This window comes from Paenibacillus amylolyticus (assembly GCF_003719335.1).
GTDB classification, from domain to species: Bacteria; Bacillota; Bacilli; order Paenibacillales; family Paenibacillaceae; genus Paenibacillus; species Paenibacillus amylolyticus_D.
The window spans coordinates 303,975-328,199 of sequence record NZ_RIAS01000001.1; the positions used below are offsets into that span (position 1 = coordinate 303,975).

Here is a 24,225-nt window from a genome sequence, read left to right on the forward strand (position 1 = left end):
GTAATCTGCTCAGGTGTTCATCGTATTTTCATAAAATACGTTATTATAGTAAGAGTAATGAATCATCATCAGATTGGAGGAGCTTGCGAATGAGCTATGAGCAACTTTCAAAAGAAGAACGGTTTTCACTAGATATCCGAAGAACTTATCTTTTGGGGATGTATATGAATGAATGGGGTATGCCCGAGAGCAGAATCGTACTTTCCAAAACAGAGCGAAGCATTCATGTGGAGATATACTATTTCCCTGCAACGTTGCAGTCTGAGATATCCCGGTTTGTCACTGTAGGTTTGTCTCAAGCTACCCGCCCTACAGGGGAACGAGTCTCCGCAGAGTGGATGCTTGCGTTGCCTTCCGATTTAGGCGGTGTAAGCGTAGCACGTATCAACACCTACTTGGCCGATATCATTACGCATCATATCGAAAATGCTCCAAATTCGGATATCCCGCGCGTGATGAAATCAAGTCCGCTAGCACCCACAGAATGGAATGCAACTGCCTTGTTAATTGACGAATTGCGAGGAGAAAACGAATCTCTCGAACTTATTCACATTGGCCAGGAGACAATCCCTCTGTTGTGGGTCATTCCGATTACTGCTAAAGAAGCGGATTTAATTCTAGAACAAGGGATTGAGGAGTTCGATACCCATGTGGAGAGTTCGGACTATTCAATTATTGATCCTCAGCGTCCTTAGACGAGCGGAACAGTGCAAGTCCAGAGATTGAGAATCCAAAACTAACGCTCCCTCTACATATCAAAGGGCTGCCCCTAGTTCATTAGTAACCTTTGGGAACAGCCCTCTTCTATAAGAGTGATGCTTCAATACGCTTTTCCTCATCCTTCCAGCATCAGCAGATGCCCGGATAATCGCTGCAGCGCTTCACGGCAGGCGTTGGCCTTCTCTTTATTATCGATCTGCACAGCATCATACAGACGCTCCAGTTCATCATCGATCTCCATACGCAGCAGCATCAGCCGTTCTTCGCCTTCGCGCGAGAGGAACATTTCTTCCATCTCTTCCGCCGTAGGCGCAGGTTCTTTTTGAAAAATGACGCGTTGCTTGAATCCCGATACTTCGACCAGACGAATCACTTCACCAAATAAAATATTTTCTACTGTCATCTGCTGATCCTTGAAGCGTTTCACCACAGCATGGCCGCGTGTATCGCCAATCAGCTTCTCCAACCACTCTGCGAGCTTGGCGTCCTTGATCAGATAATCTCCTGTCATTTTATAATTCCCACTGCGTGTTTGTTGAAAACGGAGCTTTACCAGCTTACGTCCGGTGCGGACTGACAGGATAAAGAAGGATTCGTCCTCGCTCCAATATAGTGAATACCCCTCACGAATTAGGTCTTTGATTAGATTTTGGATATGCCGACGGTTGAACCGCAGCTCCAGATTGCAATATTCAACTTCATAACTCTTGTTCACGGCACTCCCTCCATCTGTACCGGATTTGCTCCGGCCCTCATGTTTCAAGCGCTTGTGTTACATCGGCTTACCCTATTTTATACTTCATTTTATGTAAGGGTACTTGGTTATTTGACTATTTTTCACGGAATACGAATCCGAATTGAAGCTTTCCGCAGATGCACAGGGGCAAGCCCCCGGAAATTCATCGTATAACGGACGCAAAAGGAAGAAAATGCAGTTGACTTTCTAAGGGGCACAGAAAAAATTCGAAGCTCTTCTGCTCCAATCGTACAAGTGTCGAAATCATGATCATTGTGTTGTGCAGCTGAGATATCTCACTTCATTTGCACTAATTGACGACTCCCAGGCATCACAACACATCAAAAAAAGAAGATCCATAAACCCTGATCAGGGTTTATGGATCTCCTATTTTACTATCCTTCATCTATCCAGCAGGTGCGGTACGGTAAGGCTTACGTGCCAAGACAAAGTGAACGACGAAAAGTCCTGCCATCACAAGAGCGCTCGCGATAAACGGGGCCGGATGACTGATGTGATCCCACAACAACCCCGACACAATAGGACCAAAAACCATACCCGAACCTTGCAAAGTAAGGAAAAATCCCCAAATCGCCCCCCGTTCCCCTTCTGGAATCAGTGTGGCAACAAATGCATTCCAAGCCGGAAGAATCATCGCATAACTTACGCCCACAAGCATTACAATGCCAAAAACAACAGGAATGGCTGTCACTGTCGAGAAAACAAACAAACTTGCTGCCGCCATCAAAAACCCAACATTCAGGAACGGCTTCGTACCGAATTTGTCCACCATTTTCCCAACAGGAAGCAGTGCGATGACGGTAATCCCCCCTCCTGCAATGAGCAGCAGACTGTACAGATTGGGTGAGATATTTAGATCTGTTCGTGTATACAGCGTAATGACAGGGCTAAGCAGACCAATCACAAATGACTGCATAAACAGCGCTGGATAGACAAGCGGATTGACATTGAGCGTGCTGCGCACCCGGTGTAATGTACGCTTTACGCTCTGTTGCAACCGAATAAACGGGGTAAGAAGATTCGGCTTGGCTGGATATTTCTGATTTGTGGACATTCGGTCTTCTCCAGCATCTCCCGCTTCTGCTGCTTGTCCCCCCTGGGCCACAACGCGGCCCGGAAGAATCATAGCGACCAGGATGACCAGAATTGCACATCCCATGAGAACGAGGAAGATTGTACGGTAATCATGATTGGTCCGCTCCAGCAGCCAGTTCATACCGACAGGCCCGAGCCCCGTGCCTCCCAAAGCCGCCATTTCCAGAGCCCCCATCGCTGTTCCATTTTTGTTCTGCGGGCCTGACATCGCAGTTACTCCCGTCATTGCGCAGGGCCACAAGGGCGACGTACCGATTCCGAGAATGAGACAAGCCATAGACAGCCCGACGGCACTTTTGAGAAAAAGAATCATGATAACGGCAATCAAAGTACAGATCAGAGCCGTTACCATCGTGGCGCGGAAGCCGATTCGTTCTGCTGCCCAGCCTGAAGGGGCTCTGAACAGATTATCTCCCAGATACTGAAGAGCAAATGCTACGCCAATAACACCAGCAGACAACCCCAGAATATTATCCATGTATACGGGGAGAACAGCGACCAGCAGCGCCCCCTTGATGATCTCCACCAGAAAAAGTGTCAGCCACATCGCGATAAAAAAAGGCGATCTCAGTATCTTGGCTGGTTTGATGTCGGTTTGCATTCTTTTTCCCCTTTCAAGGTTCATTTACCGGTCCTCTACACATAGTGTAACCGGGGACATGACAAGCAAATCTCACCAATTCAAAAATTTGTCGTTCATACCGCTTGCATTCAGTGCTTATTTTGCTATACTCATCTTTGTTTACCATTTTACTTAGGAAGGGTTGTGACAGCACTGATGAATCACCACCGTACGCCGCTGTTTACCGCTTTGAAAAATCACGCGGCACTCAATCCCGTACAGTTTCACATTCCGGGACATAAAAAAGGATTGGGAGCGGATACCGAATTCCGTGAATTTATTGGCGATAACGCCTTCTCCATAGATTTAATCAACATCGCACCACTGGATGACCTGCATCAACCGACAGCTGTCATTCGGGAAGCACAGATGCTTGCCGCAGATGCCTTTGGAGCCGATTATACCTATTTTAGTGTACAGGGTACAAGCAGTGCGATTATGACGATGATTCTATCGGTATGCGGACCTGGGGACAAAATCATCGTGCCCCGCAACGTGCACAAATCCGTCCTGTCTGCCATTATTTTCTCAGGAGCCAAACCCGTATTCGTTTCTCCTGCACAGGATGTTAACCTTGGCATTGATCACGGTGTGACCATCCAATCCATTCGCCGTGCGCTTGAGCGGCACCCGGATGCCAAAGCTTTGTTGGTCATTAACCCAACCTATTACGGTGTATGTACAGACCTGAAGTCCATCGTAGAGCTGGCTCACAGCTATCAAGTGCCCGTTCTGGTAGATGAAGCACACGGGGTACTCATTCATTTCCATGAGGATCTGCCGCTGTCTGCAATGGCCGCTGGAGCCGATATGGCTGCAACAAGTGTGCACAAGCTTGGTGGTTCGATGACACAGAGCTCGGTGCTGAATCTGAACACCAAGAACGGGTTCGTCAACCCACAACGTGTACAGACCATCTTGAGCCTGCTGACATCCACATCCACGTCATACGTATTGCTTGCATCACTGGACACTTCCAGACGTAATCTGGCGCTCCATGGTCATGAGATTGCACAAAAGGCCATTGACCTTGCGGAGTTTGCAAGGCGTACGATCAATGACATTGATGGCTTGTACTGTTTCGGAAAAGAACTGTTAGGCACAGAAGCCACTTTCAATTATGATCCAACGAAAGTCACGATTCATGTGCGCCATCTCGGCATTACAGGCTACGAGACCGAGAACTGGCTGCGTGAGCATTATAACATCGAAGTTGAGCTTAGCGACATGTACAATATTCTGTGCCTCATCACGCCAGGTGATACAGATGACAGCGTGAATATCTTGCTGAGCGCGCTACAGGATTTGTCCCGTACGTATTATCAAGTCAATCCTGCGCATGAACTGGTTGTCAAAGTGCCAGACATCCCTCAGCTGATGCTGACACCGCGTGATGCCTTTTATGGAGATACCGAGGTCATTCCTTTCAAGGAGTCCGCAGGACGCATTATCTCGGAGTTCATCTATGTGTACCCGCCAGGGATTCCAATCCTGCTTCCGGGCGAGGTAATTACACAAGAAAATATCGATTATATCATTGATCATGTTGAGGTCGGACTGCCCGTTAAAGGACCCGAAGACCGTAGTGTAACTAATGTCAAAGTCATCGTGGAAGCTGACGCTATTTTCTAGAATGGCACGAAAAGTGAAGGACCGGGTCTATCACCTGGTCCTTTTTGATTTTCATTTTTTGTGACTCTCCGTACCAACCTGACAATCCAAACCAACAACAAAAGACCCCCTGAAATTCAAGGAGTCCTTGTGTCATATTCCAAAAGAATGACTATTCTTGGGAAGCAACCAGTTCGTTGTATGCCGCTTCAACACGGTTCCACTCTGCTTCGTCTTCAATATTGTAGAGCACCATTTCCTCGTCTTCTTCTTCCATACGCAGGATGATGCCGTCAGCTTCAGGATTGTTGCGTTCCAGCAGAAGTGCATAAACGTGATCTTGCACGTCAAACGTTTCTACCAAAACCATCTCCACGTCTTGACCGTTCTCATCAGTCAATGTGAGAAGGATCTCTTCGTGTTCATGATCGTGATCATGGTCGTGACCGCAACCGCAGTTATCTCCATGCTCGTGTTTGTGATCGCTCATTGTAATACCTCGCTTCATCAATAGAAAATGTGTAACCTTGCATATCGTAACATGTTCACAGAGCCAGGTCAATTTAGAAGGGCAACGTTTATTCGCCTTTAATCATTCAAGGCCGTAATGATTTTTTCGGCCACCAGAACATAGTTACTGTTTGCATTTTCTTTAATATGAAAACCGACCTGGTACTTGCCAGCACGACTAAAATCATAAGTGAAATCATACGTACGGAACCAGAAGTTATCCTTCTGTGTCGTCAGATCCTGTGCTTGAATATCCTTTACCTGACCGCTCGGATCCGTTATGGTGACTTTCACGGCAGCCACGTCTGTTGTGAGACTATCGACCTGTGAGAACACATTAAATTTCAATTTGCCCACGTTGACGTTCCCAAACACAGTGTCTCCCTTGAAGAGAAAAATATGTACGTTCGGCTTAATCACCGTTACTCGCTTGTTATTATTGTCCCACCGAGTAATGCCTCCAGCCTCTCTAACAGGTACATAAGTCGTTCCATCAATCAAATAACCACCGTCAGACGCTTCCTTGCCGTTAATGAACACACGAATTTTCTCGTTCACAGAGTCCGCAAATAATAAAGACCCGCCCAGCAAGGAGAATACCATGACACATAGCAGCACTCTTTTCCATTTCATCCCGTCAATATACCCTCCCTTGCTGTTAGCTTGTTTGTAGATTTATACTGCGAACGGCTCCACAAAGTTGCGCTGTTTTTCATCATTTTTCATTTTTTATCCAAAATATTTACCACGCTCTGGTAAACACAAAAAAAGGCTATCCTGTTTTCAGGATAACCTACTGTGTCGTTTATTATATATACGTCATTAGACGAAGTGTCATGAAGATACGTGGCGAGTGAGGATACAGGGAACCCCTTTGCCAACCGCCCCGCCTTCTCTCAATCGTGCAGCATATTCCGTCCCTCGTAAGCAAGGTGTCTTGCAACGTTCACATACATCGGATGTGACCAGCTTCATAGATACACGCATCTTGTCACTTTTTAACGCGGGCGCTTTCTTTCCTTTTGCCTTTGCCATCCCGGATTCCCCATTTCCCATAATGCTGACTGAATACTGCATCATATGGGGAATCGCCCAATTGTGTGCCTACCTTAGAAAACGTATTTGAATACTAAAAAGATAACGAACAAAATACCACCGAGAATCAGCCAGTTGCTGATCTCCCACCATATACTTCTTCCTCCACCAGATATGAGTTGCTGTGATTTCTCCTCATGTCGCTGCTGATGTGTGTGTGATTCGGATAAGTCTGGCGGCTTGTTAAAATCTCTAAAATCCATATCATGCACCTCTCTTTCGGTGATCTTGTTTCATTTATAGGATTGCTTCAGTTCGATAAGTTTACACTTTCATGATTATTTACGACAAAATCCATACCAAAGTTTCAACATTATTACATTCATTGAATAATAGAGTTTATGTTAACTCCATTCCATCGAAGCTGAAGTTTCAGGCGCGAAGCAAGTATATGTCAAAAAACCTCCGATTCCTCGGAGGTCTTTGTCTGTTGCATTTATTTTTTCTAAAAGGAACGTTACGAAACCTGTCTTCTTACGCCTGCTCCACTTTAACGTTAACATTACCTTTGATCGCTTTGGAATAAGGGCAGTATTCATGTGCAAGTTTTACAAATTTTTGTGCCGTTTCTTCATCCAGACCGAGAATTTTCACTTCAAGCTCCACATCCAGCTTTACACCACCATCTGCCGGGTCCGCTACCAGGGCAACAGTTGCAGACACTGTACTGCGCTCAATCGTTACATTGTGTTTTTTCAATTGAAATTCCAACGCAGAGTTAAAACATGCACTGTATCCTGCTGCAAACAGTTGCTCCGGGTTAGTCGCTGTTGTTACTTGACCTCCAAGTTCAGGGGGTGTAGCTACGTCCATCATGAATACGTTATCCGGGGATTGTACGATCCCTTGGCGTCCACCTGTATTAATAACTGTCGTTTCATATAGAGTTTTCATATTAAAATTCTCCTCTTCCGATTTAAGTTTGTTATATGTTTTGAACATGTCTTCTTTTATCTTGTTTACAAATTGATTGTACACAATTTAATTACCTTTGTAAATAGTTTTTTAAAATAAATGAAATAAAAAAGAGCCACCTTGTAAGGTAACTCTCTATATATTGATCTTAGGCAAAAGCATGCATGCGTTCATGCTCAAATATTTAGCAACGGAGACGGTCCGGCAACTGAATTCTATTTGGATGTTTCAGTTTCCTCCGTTTGTTGGGTCTTCTGTTGATTTCCCGCATTGCGGTCGAAACCTTGGCCTCGGAATCCACCCTTCATGCCGTTTCCTTTGAGGCTATCTCCTAATTTGGTTAGATCGACCGAAGAAGCATCAATCAGTGTATCCGTACTTGCTTTTTGCCCTTCCGTAGTGGAAGGAATCGTTCCAGCAAGCTGTCCTTGAATACTCTCGGCACGCAATGTGCCCAATTTAGTCAATTCAGCAACAGCTTCTTTATACTTATCATATGTCACAAACGCAGTCGCATCATTTCTAACGTAATCCGTAATCAGATTATCTAACGTCTGCACCGTCTGCTCAAATTTTCCGTTTGCAAAATAACCGTCCACGATCTCTTGCAAGTAGTCATGGTACTTCTCCTTGTACTCAGGTACTTCCAGCAACTTGCTTAGAATCGGCCGCTCTTCCATCGTTACGCCTGATAATGGGGTATCAATGGCAAGATTGACCACATCGGATGCAGAACCTGCCTGAAATCCACCAAAAGCCATATTGTAGTCCCATGGCAGCATACTGATCTTGCCGTTATTCTCATATAAATAATAGTTATGCCCCATATTGGACGTGTAACTATCCATGTTCACCACCACATTATGAGCTGCAAAATATTTGAGCACAGCATCCACATCCACATATTGCTCAAGATTGGTGCCGGCATTTAAGTTTTTGAGTGCTTCAATCACACGTTGCTCATCTTCCTCCGTCGTTTTTGTCTTGGCATGATCAAAAATGGCAGAATAGCTGGACACTTTATCATCCGTATACACCAAGGACACACCATTGGTTCCTCCGTTCATACCACCACCTCCACCTGGTCCGCGACCTCCCTCTCCACGACCTCTTGCGGGCTGTGAATCTGTATCGCCCACGCTGGTTACAGCATCACTTGGCGGTTCCATGCCTTCAGGGGGCTGCCGGTCTCCCATGCCAACAGCATCGCCTTCTTCTGGAGGATTTCCTAAGGGATTCCCCATTCCGCCCGCACCCATATTGCCATCGTTATTGGGTTTGTAGATTTCTCCTTCGCCATTCATCGCACGTTCCAGATATCCGCTGTCTATGTCTTCAACAGCCAAATATAAGCCCCATGCCTTTCCGTTGACGTTAATATTCGCAAAAGCAAACAGCGGCGCATCAACTCCGATATAACTCATGATGTCATAGCTAAGATATTCTTTCATATAACTGGCGTCGGAAATCATATTATTCACGACCATTTTATCAAGACCATTCCAGGTCTGACCTTTAACGTATTCGTCAAACTTGATTTTGAAACTATACCGATCCGTTGTATCGTCCCCTGCCACTTGTCTCAAACTCGAGTTTCCTTTGGCTCGGATGCCTACATTTACGATCGTTGTCCCGTTTATCTTTACATTTGCCTTGATATAGTTTTCCCCTGTCGCCGTGTCCAGCATTTCCTGCCAGGCATCCTCATCCACATCAATGGAGAAAGACATCACTTCCGTTTTACTAAAGTTTTGTGCATAATCCACCGTTTTTGTCTGATCTTCTGTGGATTGGTTCACCGTAGTTGTAGTCGTTGTTGTTTGCAGACTTCCACTCTCATTGCTACAAGCCGCTAATAACATGGAAGCAATCACTGTAGTTGCCATAACATTTCGCCATTGGTTGTTTATCATGCCATTTCCCACCTTAGTTCTCTTTTAAATTCCTGCTACAGAGAAGTTTAAAAGAAAAACCTTAAATGGAACTGAACAAATCGAATCAATCCTGATTGAGAGGCACCTGATGTCCATCTTGACTTCCATCTTCAAAAGTATCTTCACTTTCCTGCTTCTTTCCAAACAAAAAAGAGCCGACTTATAGGCGACTCTTCATAAACATTTCTATTTTTATGCTCTATTTTATTGTAAAATGTATCATTCAACTTTTTTGCTAGCTTTCAATTTACCGTTGCCATCCAGCTCATAGAATTGGTAAAGATCATTAGAGAGCGTTAGAGATTCCAGAATCTTCTCCATAAAGGACTCTGAGGCATTGGCACTAAGATGGTCGCCATTCCAATAGTAATGAATCATGAGACGATTTTGATTATATGGATGTTTAATGACATATGCTCCGGATTGTCCTGCTGTTTTCATGGCCTCTTTCCAAGCCAAACCGATACCGTTTGCTCGGACAATTATGTTTTTTTTCAAAGATTGCACAATGCCATTCGACTTCGCATTACCAACAAGAATGAGGTTACTGCCGCCAATCTCACGTTTCAGCTTCTGTTTCAACTGTTTTCGATCCCGAACTACATCGTACTTCATGCCAAATACATCAAGAATCTGAGTTAACTGGCTGGTCGCTTGTTCCTGTTGTTTCGCTGCTGCTTTGCTCACCTGATCTCCAAGTACAATGGTTAATGGCTCCCCTCGGAAGGACTTTTCCATTAAACGAATCATCACTTCGTAAGGCAGATTTGGAATGTTTTTCACCACTGCTTCATACTGCGGTTGATAGGCATCATGCATATATGCCGCAAGTTCCTTCTCCGACATTTGATATTCCTGCTTAAGCTCAAATCCTGGCTTCTTTAAAGCTTTTTCCATGTCCTGCCGCTGTTCTTTACCAAGCACATCCTCAATGGTACCAAGTAATCCATCGATTGTAGCGTTTTGGTAGACAAAGCGATGAAAGTATTCCTTCATAAACGCATCAAATTTCTGTTCACCAACAGAGCGGTATAATTGGTAGATCGCCTGACGACCCTTTTGGTAAAATACATAATCGGCCATTTCTCCTGCTTGTTCATTCGTTGAAGCAATAGGTAGATCAATAGGTGACGGATCAAGCTGAATCGATCTGAAGCCTCCCAGCTTGTTGCCCTGCTTTTCTAAAAAATACACCGTGGAAAAGTCGGCAAAACCTTCATCCAGAAATGATTCCGTTTCTGAATTGTTCCCAATTAAAGCATGGAACCACTGATGTGCAATCTCATGCACAAACGTGGTATCATCTTCAGGTGATAACTCCGCACCACGCTCCGGCATCTGTATTAATCTTGAATATTCCACGCCAAAGCCATCCACATAAGTCTCGATGACACGAAATTCGGGATACGGATATTCACCATATTTCTCACTGTAAAATGCGATAACTTTAAATGCATAATCAATGTATTTGTTCACTGCAGCTTTTTTGGCAGGGTCATCACCAGAATAAAAATATTCTACAGTTAGACCATTACGCGTCTCACGTTCTACCTTTAGATTGGGGCCAGCGAAAAAAACAAATTCTCTCGTGTTCGCGGCGCGCGCTGTAACGACTTTTCGTCCTTGTTCTGCACTGACTTTGGAAGTGATATCTCCCGGCATGACCACCTGATATGACTCAGGCACATTGAACTCAACATCGAAATCAGACGAGGTATAGAAATCACTCTCGAATGAAGTGCTATACGGTGTCTTATTCCACTGATGCGTAGTCTCGTCATAAACAGACATCACCGGAAACCAGTGTGCTCCGTTGATCTGATCCTTGTAGTACGATATTCTTTGCATGCCATAAGGAATGTCGAGCCGATAATCCACTTCGAAGGTAATAGATTGACCCGGTTGCAAAGGTGCCTTCAATTGTACACGTAATGCCTGATTTTTGTTATCGAAAAGAAGCTTCTCCCCTTGTTGCGTCACTTTCACAATATCCGTTCCGCCCAAGAAATCGGACGCTTTCTTTTCCGGGTGTTCTTTGGCTATTTGCTCATTCTGGCCTGTATACATAATCGTTTGTGTTGCTTTGGATCGATTAGCATCTGCATAGGTATGCATGACCAACTCTTGGAGGGTATCTTTGCTCGTATTCAGGTAGGTCACTGTCTGGCTGCCCTGTATTGTCATATCTTTTTCGTCCAGACGTGCTTTGATCTGGTACTGAATCGGGGATTGATCTTGAGACACGGCTTGTTGTGAGCGCATGCGAAAAGCATGTTGCATCTGGAACGTGTTCTGTGTTGTCTCAGCACTCGTAGCCAAGCTCTCTCCCTTCGAAGGGGTGCCATAAGTGGTGTGGATGACCCCAGATGTTGTGAGCGCCAGTACCAGTGTGCTTAATATGGCCTTTTTAATCACGTTTTTGTTAGTGAATTGGGTTTTTGAAGCGTGCATGTTCTCTCTCCTCTGTTGTACGTTGTTTGCTTACTACAACAATAAGAGATCAACCTTGCATTGAATTTAGGTTTGGTTTAAATTTTGTTTAAAAATAAAAAAAGAAGTCCTGCTATGCAAGACTTCTCACTATAATCAGTAGTGCACTCCCCCCTGTGTCAACTCCCTGAATATTTACTTTCACTCGATGAATGTCCCAAGAATTCTTTAATTCTACCCTTGATCTCTACTAAAATTTTCTCTTTGCTGACGTAAACAACATCAATCATCGTACTTAACATCATTTTCTTCTTTTCCGTTGACGCTTCATCAAAAACATCTTGCCAAACCGGAATATACTCCATTAATGTTTCCAGTTCAGACAATTCAATCTTTTTAGAGGATAGTATTCTTTCAGTTTCATTCATTTCATTGGTAGTTTGAGTAATCTCCAATTCCTTCTTCTCGATAAGATCATTAAGCATCTTTGGTTTGAAGGCGCTTTTGCCCATAATTGATTTGGGGACTTCAGCGTTAAGAATGGATAGCTCATTATAATGTTCTTCAAGTATACACTGCAGTTTCTTAATTTTTTTCTCTTCCTCATTTGATATTTTGTTTTTGATTAAATCCATTTCCGAGCTAAAATCTATTGTTTCGAGTTGATTTAAGTGACTATTTACTTGCTTCATTACTTGTCTCTCAACCATCTTAGACGAGAAAGTAGCTTGACCACTACAATCGGTTTTCCCTTGTAATTTTCCGGTGCACCGATAGCTTTTATTTTGATTGTATCTAAGTATTTCTCCATTAGCAGCCTTATATTTATTCACAAATGTTGTTGAAGTTAGCCTTGAGTTACAACACCCGCATCTCGCTATTCCAGTTAGAAGTAAACTTCCTTTTGTGCTCATCGGCACAGAACTATCATTGTTCTGCTTACTTTTGGGATTCTTTTTTTCTCTAATATCTTGAGCTGAATTCCACTCTTCTTCGGATATTATCATTAATTCAGGAATAGGTTCAGAGAATACGGCGTCTCCCGATCCTTTCCTATATCTCATTATTCCTTTATAGATAGGGTTTTTAAGTATGACATTCACAGTAGCCGCACCCCACTGTTTAGCTTTTCTTGTGGGAATATTCTCTTCGTTCAACAATTTAGCTATCCTTAGTTGTCCGTATCCTTCGTCTAGAACCAGTCGGAACATCCTTTGCACAACCAAAGACTCTTCTTCGTGTATTACTAATTTAAGCAACACCTTGCCCTTTTTATTAAATTTGCCGGAATCAACACTTCTATACCCATATGGTATACCGCCACCTCTAAATATGCCATCTTCCACCATTTGCATATGCTTTTCGTTCACGCGATTAGAAGTTCTTCTACTTTCTCCGCTCGACTGCCAGAATCTAAGATAGTTAATCACCCTATCTGTATTCACTTCAATTTTTTGTTGCCCTTCTATTACAGACCACATTTCAATTCCTCTGTTTACAAACCACTCAAGTACAAATGGTGTCTCATCATCTTTTCTACCTAATCTATCAAACATGAATACTAGCAATACATCGAATAATCCATTTTCAGCGTCATCTTTAGCCTGTCTAATTACATCTCGGTTGGAAGCAGATACTTTGAAACCTGAGACTCCTCTTTCAGAATATTCTTTTATTAACTTCCACCCCTCCTGCTTTTCAATCATTGTTCTACAAGCTCGCTGCTGCATTGGTATATCATTTCCATCCAACTGTCCTTTTGTAGATACGCGATATAGGGTTGCAACCCGTTTGATTTGCTTCAATTAATTCACCACCATATCTTTTTTCTGTTATATATTCAGAACTCTCTATAACTGCTTTTACAATTGAATAGTACTTCGATTATAGCATTAAATCAATAAAATATATTAAAGACCACCCCATATTTTTGTAGGTAGTCTTCTGGTTCGTACCATATTCAGTTATCTTTCTAGATAATAGTTTTTCATTTCAATTAAGATAAAGCAAAAAACAGCCGTTTAAAGGCTGTCTCGGCTGTAAAATATTGTTTTATGTATAGGACGAGTGGGGATCGAACCCACGACCCTTACCCTGTCAAAGTTACGGGGTTGGGGTAATATAATACCTTGATACCGACAAATCCAAGGTTTGGAAAGGGTTTGACCAATCACAAGTTCTCTGATTTGCTCCACATTCTACAACTTGTACCACAGTCCGTCCCCAATTCGTCCCCAGATTGTCCCCAGAATTAATCAAGTGAAACTAAGTGTTCTGTAGTCGGAGAAACCACTTTAACTTGAACCGGATTTTTTAACCTTTGCGCAGATACTAAAATTTGCGCAAGGGTTTTTGCTGCAGTAATTGTAATGGTATGATTAATATTGATCTGATGTAATCGCATGTTGCACTTCCTTTGCTTTGATTCATTTCTTAAAACCTAGAGATACATTATGTCGTTGACCTTGGTTTAATTATTTCTGCAAGTCATGCTATACTGATATTTGAAATTTTAATGAAGGAGTCCTCTTGGTGGAAGTTACCCGAGGGAGATGCTTACTTCAATTTTGGCTTGATCATCGCCAAATGACTCAAGCCGAATTCTCACGTAGAAGTGGTTGGTCCAAAAGAATGGTATCTTTTATCGCTACAGGAAGAAGTATGATGAATCCCGAGGCGATGTATCTGGCTGCACAGATACTTGGCATTCAAATGGAAGAACTCTACGAGTGGAAAGTAACGAAGTAAGTCGCGGTCTTATCCGCGCTCCCGGGTAAAATGAGTACTAATATAGTACTCATGCATTTTTTTCTCAATCTTCATTCGTATCATTACTTCTATGTACACACACTCATTTGCATCCCCTCGCTCTCAATCTGCTTCTTAATTCTTCCAAATTAATGATATCATGTAATGGTTGTGTAAAATGTCGATGACTGTCGAAAACACTTCTCGCTACCTAGTACCGATTGATGTTGACTTTGTATTATTTTTATGTTAATGGAGAGATAAAATCTTTATTGAAATAAACCTTTTAAAGCCTTAACCTTTCCTCTAGCTACTGTAACTCTATAATCAGACTCCTTAAAAATTGCTGTTGAGCCAAAAATCTGATCGTCGATCCTTTCTACCCAGTACGGATTGATTAGATTTCCATTATGCGCCGGATACAAGTGTGGCAAAGCTTCTATACAAGCTTTGTATGTGAGGGCAACAGTAAACAGTCCTTTGCTCGTATGAAACCTCGGGACGTAATAATTAGCCTTAGGTTCCCACATATCGATATAGTAGATATCACTTGCCATAAAAAACCTACCGGGAGATAAATCTCCATTTTCTAAAATTTCAACTCCGAAAACCTGTCTCTCATCTTTTTTTAATCGTTTCACTTCTTCTACAATTTCGTTCCAGTACTTCATGTTCTTCTGATTAATTCCTGTGTGTATATCATCTTTGAAGTACGCAATCCCCCCATATGAACCAGTTAAAACTCGTTCAATATTATCAACATTAACTAAGTTGGCTCCATCAAGAAACCTGAAGCTAGGGAATGATAATTCACACGCATTTAAAGTTGTAAGCACAGTAAAATTACCCGTTCTTGTATAAAAAAATGGGACATTGTAATTTTTAGATGGCTTCCACATTTCGATGCCCATAATATCATTTTCATAAAATGAAAAGCGAGGCCCATATGAGCCATCGCTTTGTACTTCAATACCTATGATTAACCGATCATTCATCAAGGATCACTTCTTCTTCAGTTCTTCTGGCAGTTTCATCGCTCCAACAATACTTTTTCGTTTCTTGGATGATTTTTTTGCCCCTTTAGTAAGGTCAGTACCAAGCATTCTCGCTATTTTCTGATTCAATTTAACCACCTCCTTCACGTTTTGTCCATACTGGAAGAATAAGAATGGCTTGGATAAAGAATGCCAATGATATTTCTGAAGATTTAATCAGGAAATTTCCAAGAACTAGTGAAACTGATATCCATTTCAACCACTTATCCCATTGGGTTGGATTAACATACTCAAACTCATTCGGAGCATAGATCAACATTATTATCAGGCTTACAATATTCAACAAAATGATTGTCTCGTAATTTAAATTAATTAAAGGGATTAGTGCAGCTGCAAATCCAGTTACGATTGAACAAATCGTTATAGGCAAATGTACTCCACCAGAGAACTTCCTTATTGCAACAAATGAAAATAAAGTTATCAAGGCGCCGAGAATGGTCCCAAACGTCACTCCTAAAATAATTGTGAGCAACAGTCCAGTATACCAATTAAGTCGCAGTCCCAGTTCGTATTCTAATATTTCAATAGTACCTGGTCCTTCTGGATCAGCTGTTTTTATGCTTACTGCGATACGCCTCGACAGCCTTTCTAATATCACCCTGCTCCCTCCTCACTGAAAAGAAGTATGAAATTCCGAAGGTAACAAGCGCTAATATTAACAACCCTGTCGGTTCTGATCGGTATAGCAAAATTAAAATCATACAAATTGTTATTGCGGAAAACATCGTACCAATTAAATAGGAAAGGTTTGTCTTAGACAGATAATTTTCTTTGATAAGAAAATCATGAGGAGGTCTTATAATAAAAGAAAAACCAAAATCAAACAGAGAAAAGATAAAACAGATTACATATGTAACTAAGATTGAAGATAACTGCAATAAATAAACTAGACTTCCTTCATTCTGTTGAATAATACTTGCGTGCATCACGTCCATCCACTCGAAGATGTGATATATACCCATTTGTATTGCTGCATACGCCGAAATTCCAGCGCCAGCAATAAATGATGAAATATGTGATTTTAATTCCATACCAAAACGTAAAAAAAGTATGAAGAAAATATATTGAAAAGGTAAATCCAACTTAGGTAATTCTAACGTTATACGCATCATGTACGAGAATGAAGCTATAAAAATAATGAACACAAATATTTTTCCAGCAAACTCTCGAACCGGCAACATGTATAGCTTTAGGATAATTAACAACATAGCCAGAGCGTCAAAAATGCCGATTGAGACATAAATAATACTGTTCAAATCTACACCATCCTACTTAAATAACTTTTAAAGATATTATAAAGGAGGATGTGGCAATTCCATAGCCAAAATCATACAAATGCATACTTTTACCAAAATAAGTTGTTAACATGATGCTTGATCACTGCCTGCACCTAACATCAAATTATCATCAATATTGAGTCCAATAATCAATGTTAGCTGGAGAAGTAGTAGCCTTCACTTTAGGCCTATCTTCTTCACGTTCCCAGCCTTCCAAAATGACGATATTAGACGTATTTGACCTGTCTTCCCAATGAATGTATTGTTGCTTAACAAGAACGTCCAGAGCAGCAGATACATCCGTTTTACTTTTACCTGTTTTCACTGTTAACTCATGGATTGTAGGGAACCGTCTTCGTCCACCTTTATAGTTATATAAGATACGGAGTACCTTGCGTTGAAAGTCCGTTAGCACAAAATCACCTCTGTTTTATTATACACGAACATACGTTCTCTAATCAACAACAAAAATACCCAGTCAATTTGACTAGGCACATTAATAGTAGCACTCATAGGAGAGAGAGTAATATCATCATTCCCGTTTAATTTAAGTTTATTCCTCTTTTCAATACTATTTGCTTTGCCTCACCTCCATAACTTACCGTCTCCATACTTTATATCAAGGCGGTATAATTAGCTTGAGGTGTTATTTATGTTTATTAGTCCAATGTTATTAGAAACAGCACCAGGCCCATTCTCGCATTCGGATTACATCTTCGAACCGAAAGTTGATGGGCATCGGTTGATATATTCGCAAAAGTCGGGCAATGTCCGATTATATACACGTCACAACAATGACTGTACCCGTCAGTACCCCGAACTGCAGTTACCTTTTGACGTTGACATTGTCTTGGACGGAGAGGTGGCTTGCACCGATCCAGAAACGGGGATAAATGACTTTGAGGGTGTTATGAGCCGATTCAGTACACGTCAGCATTCAAAGGTTCAGCAGCTAACCAAGACGCTGCCTGCCACGTTCGCCATATTTGATATCCTTCAATACCAGGGCACCGACCTGCGTAAGCTTCCTCTTATGGAGCGCAAAGCAATCCTTCACAACCTACCTCTTCCCTCTTCAAGCTTTGGAGTAGTTCCACACATTGAAGGAGCTGGCGAGGAATTATACACTCAAATTGAAGCCATGGGCATGGAAGGTGTAGTTGGCAAGCGTAAGGACAGCCAGTACGTCAGTAGACGCTCCAAGGACTGGCAAAAGGTCATTAACTGGTCTTATACTGATGTTTATATCACTGGGTATCGCAAATCTGAATTCGGATGGCTGGTTGCTGTCCCAAACCCGTCCGGCAAGTTGCGACCAGCTGGGATAATTGAGCATGGCCCCGGCCCAAAGCACAAGAAAGCTTTTTATGGTGTATGTCAACAGCTCGTTACTGGCGAAGACAAGAACCACGTATACCTGGAGCCCCGGATTCAAGCAAGGGTGAAGATGCGGAACTGGACCAAATCAGGCTTGCTACGCATACCAGTGTTTGATCAATTTATCGTGTGATTTAAAAGTAAAATCCCACCGGCATATGCCGATGGGATTTTATATTTCCGCTCTGTATTCATTCGTATGGTCTGTACTTTTCACGCAACTGCTCCGCCTCTCGATTCCTTGCCTCAACATCCGATTTGAGAAAGAGACGAACTGACCCGGACTCTTTTATAGGAAGCAGTTTCTTACGCCTCACCAATGAAGAAAGGTTCTGCTTTGATCCACCAAGCATCTCCACCGCTTCGCTTGCTGTTAATACGTTCTCTTGTATGATGCGGATCAGTTCATCCCGTTCCATCAAATCACCTCGTAATCAATATTACCATTGTAGCGACACTTAGACCCAATGAAAGCAAGCTAATGATCAAAGTCACTTTAGTTATTTTTGACATACTCATGATTATACATGCTCCCTTCGCGCTATGCTATAATAAGGGAGAGAAAGATAAGGAACTCACACGGTCGGCCTTTGGGATTAACCGACCGTGCTTGCCTCAAGTCCCGCCTATCGGCGAAGGACTATGATGAGGTTGACTACTGCGGTAAGCAAGCTGACAATGGCCGTGAGAAGCGTAACCAGCTTGTCTACCGGGAGTTCCTTTTTCTTTCTCTTTTTTCTCTTCATGTTCTCACCTCCTGATAATAATATACCATACCTATTTACCTAAGTCAATAGGTATATTGATCATGATTAGGTTTATGGAAACAAAAAAGGACGCTGCATTGTGCATGACAATACTGGAGGTGTTCCGTATGTGTGGAAGATTTACAATCACTGATCCTTTGGACGCGATCATGGACAGGTACATGGCCTCGATAGCAGAAGGGTTCGAATACAGACCAAATTACAACGCAGCACCTATGCAATATATCCCGACAATTATTGCTGGCAAGGACGGTAAAAATAAGTTGGGTTCTCTTAGATGGGGTCTCGTCCCTTCCTGGGCAAAGGATGACAAGATCGGGAACAAGATGATTAATGCTCGGATGGAGACACTTGCTGAGAAACCAGCCTTCAAACGCCTGATCAGTTCAAAACGTTGCATCATACCGACTAACGGATTTTATGAGTGGAAGAAAGAAGATTCGGGAAAGCGCCCTATGCGCATTTTGATGAAGGATGAGCGTTTATTCTCGCTTGCTGGCCTGTATGATACCTGGACAGACCCAGAAGGAAACAAATTGAGTACATGTACAATCATCACAACTGAGCCTAACAGCCTGATGGAAGATATTCACAACCGTATGCCGGTGATCCTGAATCCCGATGATGAGGCAGAATGGATTGGGAGAAATAATGAAGATGTTCAATCGTTACTCAGTCTGTTGAAGCCGTATCGAGCGTCTGAGATGAGAGCATATGAAGTACCGAAAGAAGTGGGGAACGTGCGGAATAACAATGAGGATTTAATTAAAGGAGTAAGATAAAAAACGAGCAGGAGAGATAGTCTCACTGCTCGTTTCTTTTAATGGTAATGTTCCGCCTTGTGTGCTAGTAACTGCTTGTATTGATTTTACGACTCTCTAATGCAAATTCCATTAACTTCCCTTCACGTTCATCCATGAGTTCCAAAATATCAATAAGCAATGGTTCTAGTTCTTGAATAATTGCATCCCCTTTAGGTGCCCCTTTTCTGAACTTAAAAAAGTGTTTAGTCCCCCGATCACTCTCGAAATACCCCGACTTGTCCCAACGAGATACATCCCCATGTAAATAAATTCTACCCTTTTGTGAACCGTATTCAACTTTTTCGATTATTTTAGCAATTCGTTCATCAAAAGGGGCAATCATTTGCTGATATAACTCTGCCTTCTTCAAAACTTTTCTTGTTTCTGGCAAGAGTTCGGGTGATGTTTCAGGGTAATCTTGCTTCAGTTTAATTTCAAATTCTAACATTCTTTGCCTTTGTTCACGTTCGAATTGTATTTTTTTCTTTCTTAAGCGAAAAGCTAATATAACTGCAATTATAGGGAGAGAAATTAAAATCAGATACGCAGCTAAGACTATTATTAAATTCATGTTATTCTTCCTTTTCATAATTAGTGATATTATCCATAGTAAACTGCGGTTCTAGGACATGCTTCGATCATAAGCATTGCAAAAAGTAATTCCAATGATTTGAGTTTGTTCACAAAGTGCAAAATCTGGATGAGTCTCGATCAAACCATAAATTACATTGGTTGCTTTTTGCACAAGGTCATCTTCTTGTAACTTAGTATCAGAATTAACTCTGACAGTTTTGTTTATGTACTCTTCTACGTCATATTTACTAGTTTTCAGATTGATTATGACAGTATATGAGAACTGATGATTTTTGCTTTGTTCCTTTACAAGATCATTCATCGGATAATACTTCATTAAAGATTCTCCTTTCTTCAAATTACAATCATGAATCATTCTACGTTTCTACACTCGTAACCTTTTCCTGCAACAGTAAAATAATGTAGAAAGATATACCTAGGTCTGATAGACTATTGATGTTGTTAATTATTACTATATCAGGAGGAATTGCATTGCGTAAAGTTACTTCTTTGTTATGTACTTTATCAATTTTATTGTGTTTAGTTGCACCTACATTGAATGCAGCTTCAGTAAACCCTAAGGCATTATTAGAGAAAAAATACCCTAGAGAACGTGTAACAGTTAGCAAGTCGGTAGATTTAAACGGAGACAACAAGAAGGAACACTTGCTAATCACTGAATCAGGCAATTTCTATCTCATTAACTCCAAAGGAGTTATCGTACTTATAGATACAAATTACTACAACGAAGAAGATCCTACATTTCATATACTTAATATTTCTTCAAAGGAGAAACATGTAGCGATAACGTTAGACTATCCACCTTCAAATACTCAACTGTTTGTGTTTAAGTACCAAGATGGAACTCTTCAAAAGAAACTTTCTATTATTGGTGATGTGAGCATTAAAATATCTAAATCAGGTGAGATAAGACAAGCGCGGAAAAACTATTTCCCTGAAGGAGGATGGGATACCGCTGTGGCCTACTATAAGTGGAATAGTAAGAAAGATAAATACGTAATTTATGGTGAATTTCCACAATAAATAAATAAGTCTCCACTCTAGTAATAATTGGTGGAGACTTACTAAATCTAAAGACTAAAGTTAGCGTATGTAAAGTTCCAATAAGTAAATAACCCCTTAATAGAGGTGTTTAAAGAACACATACCTACGTAGACGCTCGGTCAATTACTGATACAATTTTTTTCGATCCATCGTATAAGTCATTCACTGCTGATTCAATTTGGATCCTAGCTTCATCATCAGTTCCTTCAAAACGTTCTGCACCCTCTGGAAGTTCCAAATCATTTTGATATTGTAATATAGAAATTAATTTCATTACTCCATCCATAATCTCTGTAATACCATCATAATAATCTCGATATAAGGATATAATGTCCTTCGATGCATCTTTGTCTGGTGTTTCTAGCTCTCTTAACTTCAAACCACTAGTCAATTTATAGATACTATTTATGAGTTTTACATCAACCTTTGGATTGTTTTGAATGTAATTAGAAATTTCATTCACAGAATCAGAGATAGCGGGCAATGTCTTGGATATATGACTAAATAATTTTTCAATGGACGTTTCCATTAACAATCCCCCTCTGAGTTCCACACTTAGGACAAAAGTTATCTCTTACATCGATCTCATGCGAGCAGTTATAATTACTACAAACTTGAACTAAAGCAATCCCACAGTCTTTATTTACACAATGCTTTTTATTTGGCATCAATACGTGGTCACATGAGTGACATCTTTTTAGTGCTAAACAAGTTTCAAGTGCAGCATCTACTTTCGAAATTATTACTTCATCCACATAACCTTTGTACTCCAATAATCTTTGCTTTTTACTAAGTACCCTGATTTGTCCGCAATCTATCAAAGCTTCTTTTGTTTGCCCGTTAAATTTATCAGGAATCAAATGGACAAACATTGGCATGCGCTTCCTTTTTTCTGTTACCTCACCAGTTATAGGCAGTGCAATGACGGTAGGACCTACACTGTTACCAATATCGTTAGACACAATAAGAACCCGCCGCGTTTTTCCTTCCTCACTTCCACGCACAGGTTCAAGGTCTGCTATATAAATATCTCCGCGCTTAGGTGTCCTTGTTGTTGTCATCATGCTCTCCCAACGAAGCGTAAAACTCTTTTTCTGCTTCCTCAGAAGTGTATTGAGACCCTTCTGCGAATTTGAGCAGCTCTTCGCTTTGTTCCACATAGTATGCATAGAGCATTTCAAATGAGTTTTCATCTTCTATTACTTGTGAAATAATATCCTCTTGTTTTTTCATGTAGACATCAATTTTTGTTTTAGCTGAATTTAGTAGTAATCCTGCTGCAAAGAGTTTTGCAAACATCAGCTTGTCATATGTGATAACATTAGCCATATTAAACTCCTCCTTACCCACATTTTGCCCTCCTTCCTCTCAAAAGTCAAATTTTTCTTATCAAGATGTATATAAATATTATTAACATGCTATTATTCTTAGTCACTTCCTAGTGTGTTTTCTTAAAAATCAATTTAGCAATTTCAAAAAACCTCCGAATATAAAAAAATTCATTTTATAGCAGTGTATTTTCTTTATTTATCTTATTCACCCCCTTCTAAAAGTGTATTTCCCAAAACAAAAAAAGATACACCTAAAATAGGTGCATCTTTTTTCAGAAGACTCCTACTTATAATTATATTTTATTTCTAATGTTAGTTCGTCGATTTTATAGATGTGAATCGGCTGATATTCGAATGGAAATCACCTTCATTAAAGCGTATTATTTAATTTTAGTTACTCTCATTCTCCTGTAATTAACAACCAACAGTCGCCAAAAATCATAACTACCTGTCTTATCAGTTATATATGGCCGATAATATTCATAAGCTGATTCTGCCCATTTAGGACATTCCATGTTATCCTTGGCCTTCTGAGCCGCGATCCACTTGGCCTGAGACTCAACAGTCGCCTTCAATTCATCCATTTGCTTTTTTTCTTCTGCTGTCATTGGTTCGTCATCCTTTCTAGTCGGCTTGGTATTTTCGCTTCTCAACCTCGCCAATTCTTCTTTAACTAGTGGTAAAAAGCTTCCATTCGCAGCTGTAACGGTATTTCCGTCACCCCAATAAGCTGTGCCAGGACAAGATTTACTTGATTTACCTGGTGTGTAGTCAGACAATCTTGTCCCTGAAGCCGTAAACCATGCGTGATAAACGATTTTATCTGTATTGACGGGAACATAAAACTTCTCGCACAAAGCGGCGTAGACGTGGATAACAGCATTTCTCTGTGTAGTCGTCATCACATCAACGCCCTTATCAAAACAACCAATAATCTCAATCCCTACGTAACCAGCGTTATTATTGTAGATGCATGCCGGAATCATATTTAGATCACGATCTAAGGAGACTCCCACCTTACCATCCTCAAAGATTGTTAGGTGTTGTCCGGTTGCTTTCCATTTGTTTGTGTTAATGTGGTAATCACGCATACCCTCTAAGCACACAAAATGATCTTGTTGGGCAACACCATTGACTATCTTGCGTGTTTTGTAGTTAGGTGATCCAGTATGATGCACTTGTAACCCCTTAATTCTTCGTGTAACATTCTTCCTTTGCAGCCATTCTCGAAATTCGGAAAGTTCAAGCAATAAGAAGTTACCCTTGGTGATCATGACTGAGTAGTTCCTTTCTTGGCCTGTTTAAGTGCTTCATTCCCGTAAACGGAAAATGCACCTACCAAGATGCCCTGAATAAGCGATTCTGGAGACCATCCGAGCAACCAACATGTCATTAGAATAGCGAATATCGTAATAACAAAAATAATAGTCCAATCTGGAATCCTTGGAATACGTTTAATCGCAATTCCTAGCACCCAGCATGCAGCCAATACAATAAACAATTTGGGGTCAATCAGTGAAAAAACAGTGCTCCAATCCAT

The 24,225-nt window shown here is 41.3% G+C and carries 29 protein-coding genes; 6 read left to right on the forward strand and 23 right to left on the reverse strand.

Features of this window, described 5'->3' with window-relative positions; translation table 11 throughout:
* Positions 1-89: 89 nt before the first annotated feature.
* Complete coding sequence (locus tag EC604_RS01245; RefSeq protein ID WP_240036596.1) at positions 90-695, forward strand: suppressor of fused domain protein; 606 nt, start codon at positions 90-92, stop codon at positions 693-695.
* 140 nt (positions 696-835) lie between these two features.
* On the opposite strand, the gene EC604_RS01250 is transcribed toward EC604_RS01245, so the two are convergent.
* Together EC604_RS01250 and EC604_RS01255 are read right to left on the reverse strand one after the other, a co-directional pair.
* A complete protein-coding gene (locus tag EC604_RS01250) occupies positions 836-1,435 on the reverse strand; it encodes a hypothetical protein (protein ID WP_123062395.1) in 600 nt (199 codons plus the stop codon).
* A 427-nt stretch (positions 1,436-1,862) separates the two neighbouring features.
* A complete protein-coding gene (locus tag EC604_RS01255) occupies positions 1,863-3,173 on the reverse strand; it encodes an MFS transporter (RefSeq protein ID WP_123062396.1) in 1,311 nt (436 codons plus the stop codon).
* 177 nt (positions 3,174-3,350) lie between these two features.
* Between EC604_RS01255 and EC604_RS01260 the strand changes: the two genes are divergently transcribed.
* Positions 3,351-4,826, forward strand: coding sequence for an aminotransferase class I/II-fold pyridoxal phosphate-dependent enzyme (locus tag EC604_RS01260; protein WP_123062838.1), 1,476 nt, complete (start codon positions 3,351-3,353; stop codon positions 4,824-4,826).
* Between the two features lie 151 nt (positions 4,827-4,977).
* Here the strand turns inward: EC604_RS01260 and EC604_RS01265 are convergent, their stop codons facing one another.
* From EC604_RS01265 to EC604_RS29810, 8 genes are all read right to left on the reverse strand, one after another.
* The gene (locus EC604_RS01265) at positions 4,978-5,295 is read right to left on the reverse strand and encodes a DUF1292 domain-containing protein (protein WP_090923684.1); all 318 of its coding nucleotides are present in this window, start codon (positions 5,293-5,295) and stop codon (positions 4,978-4,980) included.
* 98 nt (positions 5,296-5,393) lie between these two features.
* Positions 5,394-5,948, reverse strand: a complete 555-nt coding sequence (locus EC604_RS01270) for a copper amine oxidase (protein WP_123062397.1) — start codon at positions 5,946-5,948, stop codon at positions 5,394-5,396.
* A 476-nt stretch (positions 5,949-6,424) separates the two neighbouring features.
* Positions 6,425-6,613, reverse strand: coding sequence for a hypothetical protein (locus tag EC604_RS01280; RefSeq protein ID WP_123062398.1), 189 nt, complete (start codon positions 6,611-6,613; stop codon positions 6,425-6,427).
* 271 nt (positions 6,614-6,884) lie between these two features.
* Positions 6,885-7,304: an organic hydroperoxide resistance protein gene (locus EC604_RS01285; protein ID WP_090923686.1), complete on the reverse strand. Its 420-nt coding sequence runs from the start codon at positions 7,302-7,304 to the stop codon at positions 6,885-6,887.
* Between the two features lie 236 nt (positions 7,305-7,540).
* Positions 7,541-9,238 carry a CotH kinase family protein gene (locus EC604_RS01290; protein ID WP_205127903.1) on the reverse strand — a complete coding sequence of 566 codons (1,698 nt, stop codon included), beginning with the start codon at positions 9,236-9,238 and terminating at the stop codon, positions 7,541-7,543.
* 240 nt (positions 9,239-9,478) lie between these two features.
* On the reverse strand, positions 9,479-11,710 hold the full coding sequence (locus tag EC604_RS01295; protein WP_123062399.1) for a M1 family metallopeptidase: 2,232 nt from the start codon (positions 11,708-11,710) through the stop codon (positions 9,479-9,481).
* Between the two features lie 158 nt (positions 11,711-11,868).
* On the reverse strand, positions 11,869-13,494 hold the full coding sequence (locus tag EC604_RS01300) for a recombinase family protein (protein WP_123062400.1): 1,626 nt from the start codon (positions 13,492-13,494) through the stop codon (positions 11,869-11,871).
* A gap of 446 nt (positions 13,495-13,940) precedes the next feature.
* Entirely contained in the window at positions 13,941-14,093 is a 153-nt protein-coding gene (locus EC604_RS29810; RefSeq protein WP_161556827.1) for a hypothetical protein, read from the reverse strand.
* Between the two features lie 128 nt (positions 14,094-14,221).
* Here EC604_RS29810 and EC604_RS01305 point away from each other — a divergent pair, with 128 nt between their 5' ends.
* Complete coding sequence (locus EC604_RS01305; RefSeq protein WP_240036597.1) at positions 14,222-14,437, forward strand: helix-turn-helix domain-containing protein; 216 nt, start codon at positions 14,222-14,224, stop codon at positions 14,435-14,437.
* A gap of 269 nt (positions 14,438-14,706) precedes the next feature.
* Here the strand turns inward: EC604_RS01305 and EC604_RS01310 are convergent, their stop codons facing one another.
* The 5 genes from EC604_RS01310 to EC604_RS01325 form a co-directional block, all read right to left on the reverse strand.
* Positions 14,707-15,432 carry a hypothetical protein gene (locus EC604_RS01310; RefSeq protein WP_123062402.1) on the reverse strand — a complete coding sequence of 242 codons (726 nt, stop codon included), beginning with the start codon at positions 15,430-15,432 and terminating at the stop codon, positions 14,707-14,709.
* A 6-nt stretch (positions 15,433-15,438) separates the two neighbouring features.
* A complete protein-coding gene (locus EC604_RS30765) occupies positions 15,439-15,561 on the reverse strand; it encodes a hypothetical protein (RefSeq protein WP_275670002.1) in 123 nt (40 codons plus the stop codon).
* 1 nt (position 15,562) lies between these two features.
* Positions 15,563-16,090, reverse strand: coding sequence for an accessory gene regulator B family protein (locus tag EC604_RS01315; protein ID WP_123062403.1), 528 nt, complete (start codon positions 16,088-16,090; stop codon positions 15,563-15,565).
* Positions 16,038-16,748, reverse strand: a complete 711-nt coding sequence (locus EC604_RS01320; protein WP_123062404.1) for a hypothetical protein — start codon at positions 16,746-16,748, stop codon at positions 16,038-16,040. Before EC604_RS01320 ends, EC604_RS01315 begins: the two co-directional genes overlap by 53 nt.
* A 151-nt stretch (positions 16,749-16,899) precedes the next feature.
* Positions 16,900-17,184, reverse strand: a complete 285-nt coding sequence (locus tag EC604_RS01325; RefSeq protein WP_192895039.1) for a helix-turn-helix domain-containing protein — start codon at positions 17,182-17,184, stop codon at positions 16,900-16,902.
* Between the two features lie 237 nt (positions 17,185-17,421).
* Between EC604_RS01325 and EC604_RS01330 the strand changes: the two genes are divergently transcribed.
* Positions 17,422-18,279: an ATP-dependent DNA ligase gene (locus EC604_RS01330; protein WP_123062405.1), complete on the forward strand. Its 858-nt coding sequence runs from the start codon at positions 17,422-17,424 to the stop codon at positions 18,277-18,279.
* Between the two features lie 58 nt (positions 18,280-18,337).
* Here the strand turns inward: EC604_RS01330 and EC604_RS01335 are convergent, their stop codons facing one another.
* Complete coding sequence (locus EC604_RS01335; RefSeq protein ID WP_123062406.1) at positions 18,338-18,565, reverse strand: helix-turn-helix domain-containing protein; 228 nt, start codon at positions 18,563-18,565, stop codon at positions 18,338-18,340.
* A 455-nt stretch (positions 18,566-19,020) separates the two neighbouring features.
* Here EC604_RS01335 and EC604_RS01340 point away from each other — a divergent pair, with 455 nt between their 5' ends.
* Positions 19,021-19,695, forward strand: coding sequence for an SOS response-associated peptidase (locus tag EC604_RS01340; protein WP_123062407.1), 675 nt, complete (start codon positions 19,021-19,023; stop codon positions 19,693-19,695).
* A 64-nt stretch (positions 19,696-19,759) separates the two neighbouring features.
* On the opposite strand, the gene EC604_RS01345 is transcribed toward EC604_RS01340, so the two are convergent.
* Together EC604_RS01345 and EC604_RS01350 are read right to left on the reverse strand one after the other, a co-directional pair.
* A complete protein-coding gene (locus EC604_RS01345) occupies positions 19,760-20,287 on the reverse strand; it encodes a hypothetical protein (protein WP_123062408.1) in 528 nt (175 codons plus the stop codon).
* A gap of 51 nt (positions 20,288-20,338) precedes the next feature.
* The gene (locus EC604_RS01350) at positions 20,339-20,626 is read right to left on the reverse strand and encodes a hypothetical protein (RefSeq protein ID WP_123062409.1); all 288 of its coding nucleotides are present in this window, start codon (positions 20,624-20,626) and stop codon (positions 20,339-20,341) included.
* A gap of 155 nt (positions 20,627-20,781) precedes the next feature.
* Here EC604_RS01350 and EC604_RS01355 point away from each other — a divergent pair, with 155 nt between their 5' ends.
* Positions 20,782-21,333 carry a hypothetical protein gene (locus EC604_RS01355; RefSeq protein WP_123062410.1) on the forward strand — a complete coding sequence of 184 codons (552 nt, stop codon included), beginning with the start codon at positions 20,782-20,784 and terminating at the stop codon, positions 21,331-21,333.
* A gap of 124 nt (positions 21,334-21,457) precedes the next feature.
* Here the strand turns inward: EC604_RS01355 and EC604_RS01360 are convergent, their stop codons facing one another.
* The 5 genes from EC604_RS01360 to EC604_RS01380 form a co-directional block, all read right to left on the reverse strand.
* On the reverse strand, positions 21,458-21,883 hold the full coding sequence (locus EC604_RS01360) for a hypothetical protein (protein ID WP_123062411.1): 426 nt from the start codon (positions 21,881-21,883) through the stop codon (positions 21,458-21,460).
* Positions 21,867-22,415 carry a type II toxin-antitoxin system PemK/MazF family toxin gene (locus EC604_RS01365; protein ID WP_123062412.1) on the reverse strand — a complete coding sequence of 183 codons (549 nt, stop codon included), beginning with the start codon at positions 22,413-22,415 and terminating at the stop codon, positions 21,867-21,869. The genes EC604_RS01360 and EC604_RS01365 overlap by 17 nt, the downstream gene beginning before the upstream one ends.
* The gene (locus EC604_RS01370) at positions 22,393-22,704 is read right to left on the reverse strand and encodes a hypothetical protein (protein WP_123062413.1); all 312 of its coding nucleotides are present in this window, start codon (positions 22,702-22,704) and stop codon (positions 22,393-22,395) included. Before EC604_RS01370 ends, EC604_RS01365 begins: the two co-directional genes overlap by 23 nt.
* Before the next feature lie 361 nt (positions 22,705-23,065).
* Positions 23,066-23,959, reverse strand: a complete 894-nt coding sequence (locus EC604_RS01375) for a peptidoglycan recognition protein family protein (protein WP_123062414.1) — start codon at positions 23,957-23,959, stop codon at positions 23,066-23,068.
* Positions 23,956-24,225, reverse strand: coding sequence for a phage holin family protein (locus tag EC604_RS01380; RefSeq protein ID WP_123062415.1), 270 nt, complete (start codon positions 24,223-24,225; stop codon positions 23,956-23,958). Before EC604_RS01380 ends, EC604_RS01375 begins: the two co-directional genes overlap by 4 nt.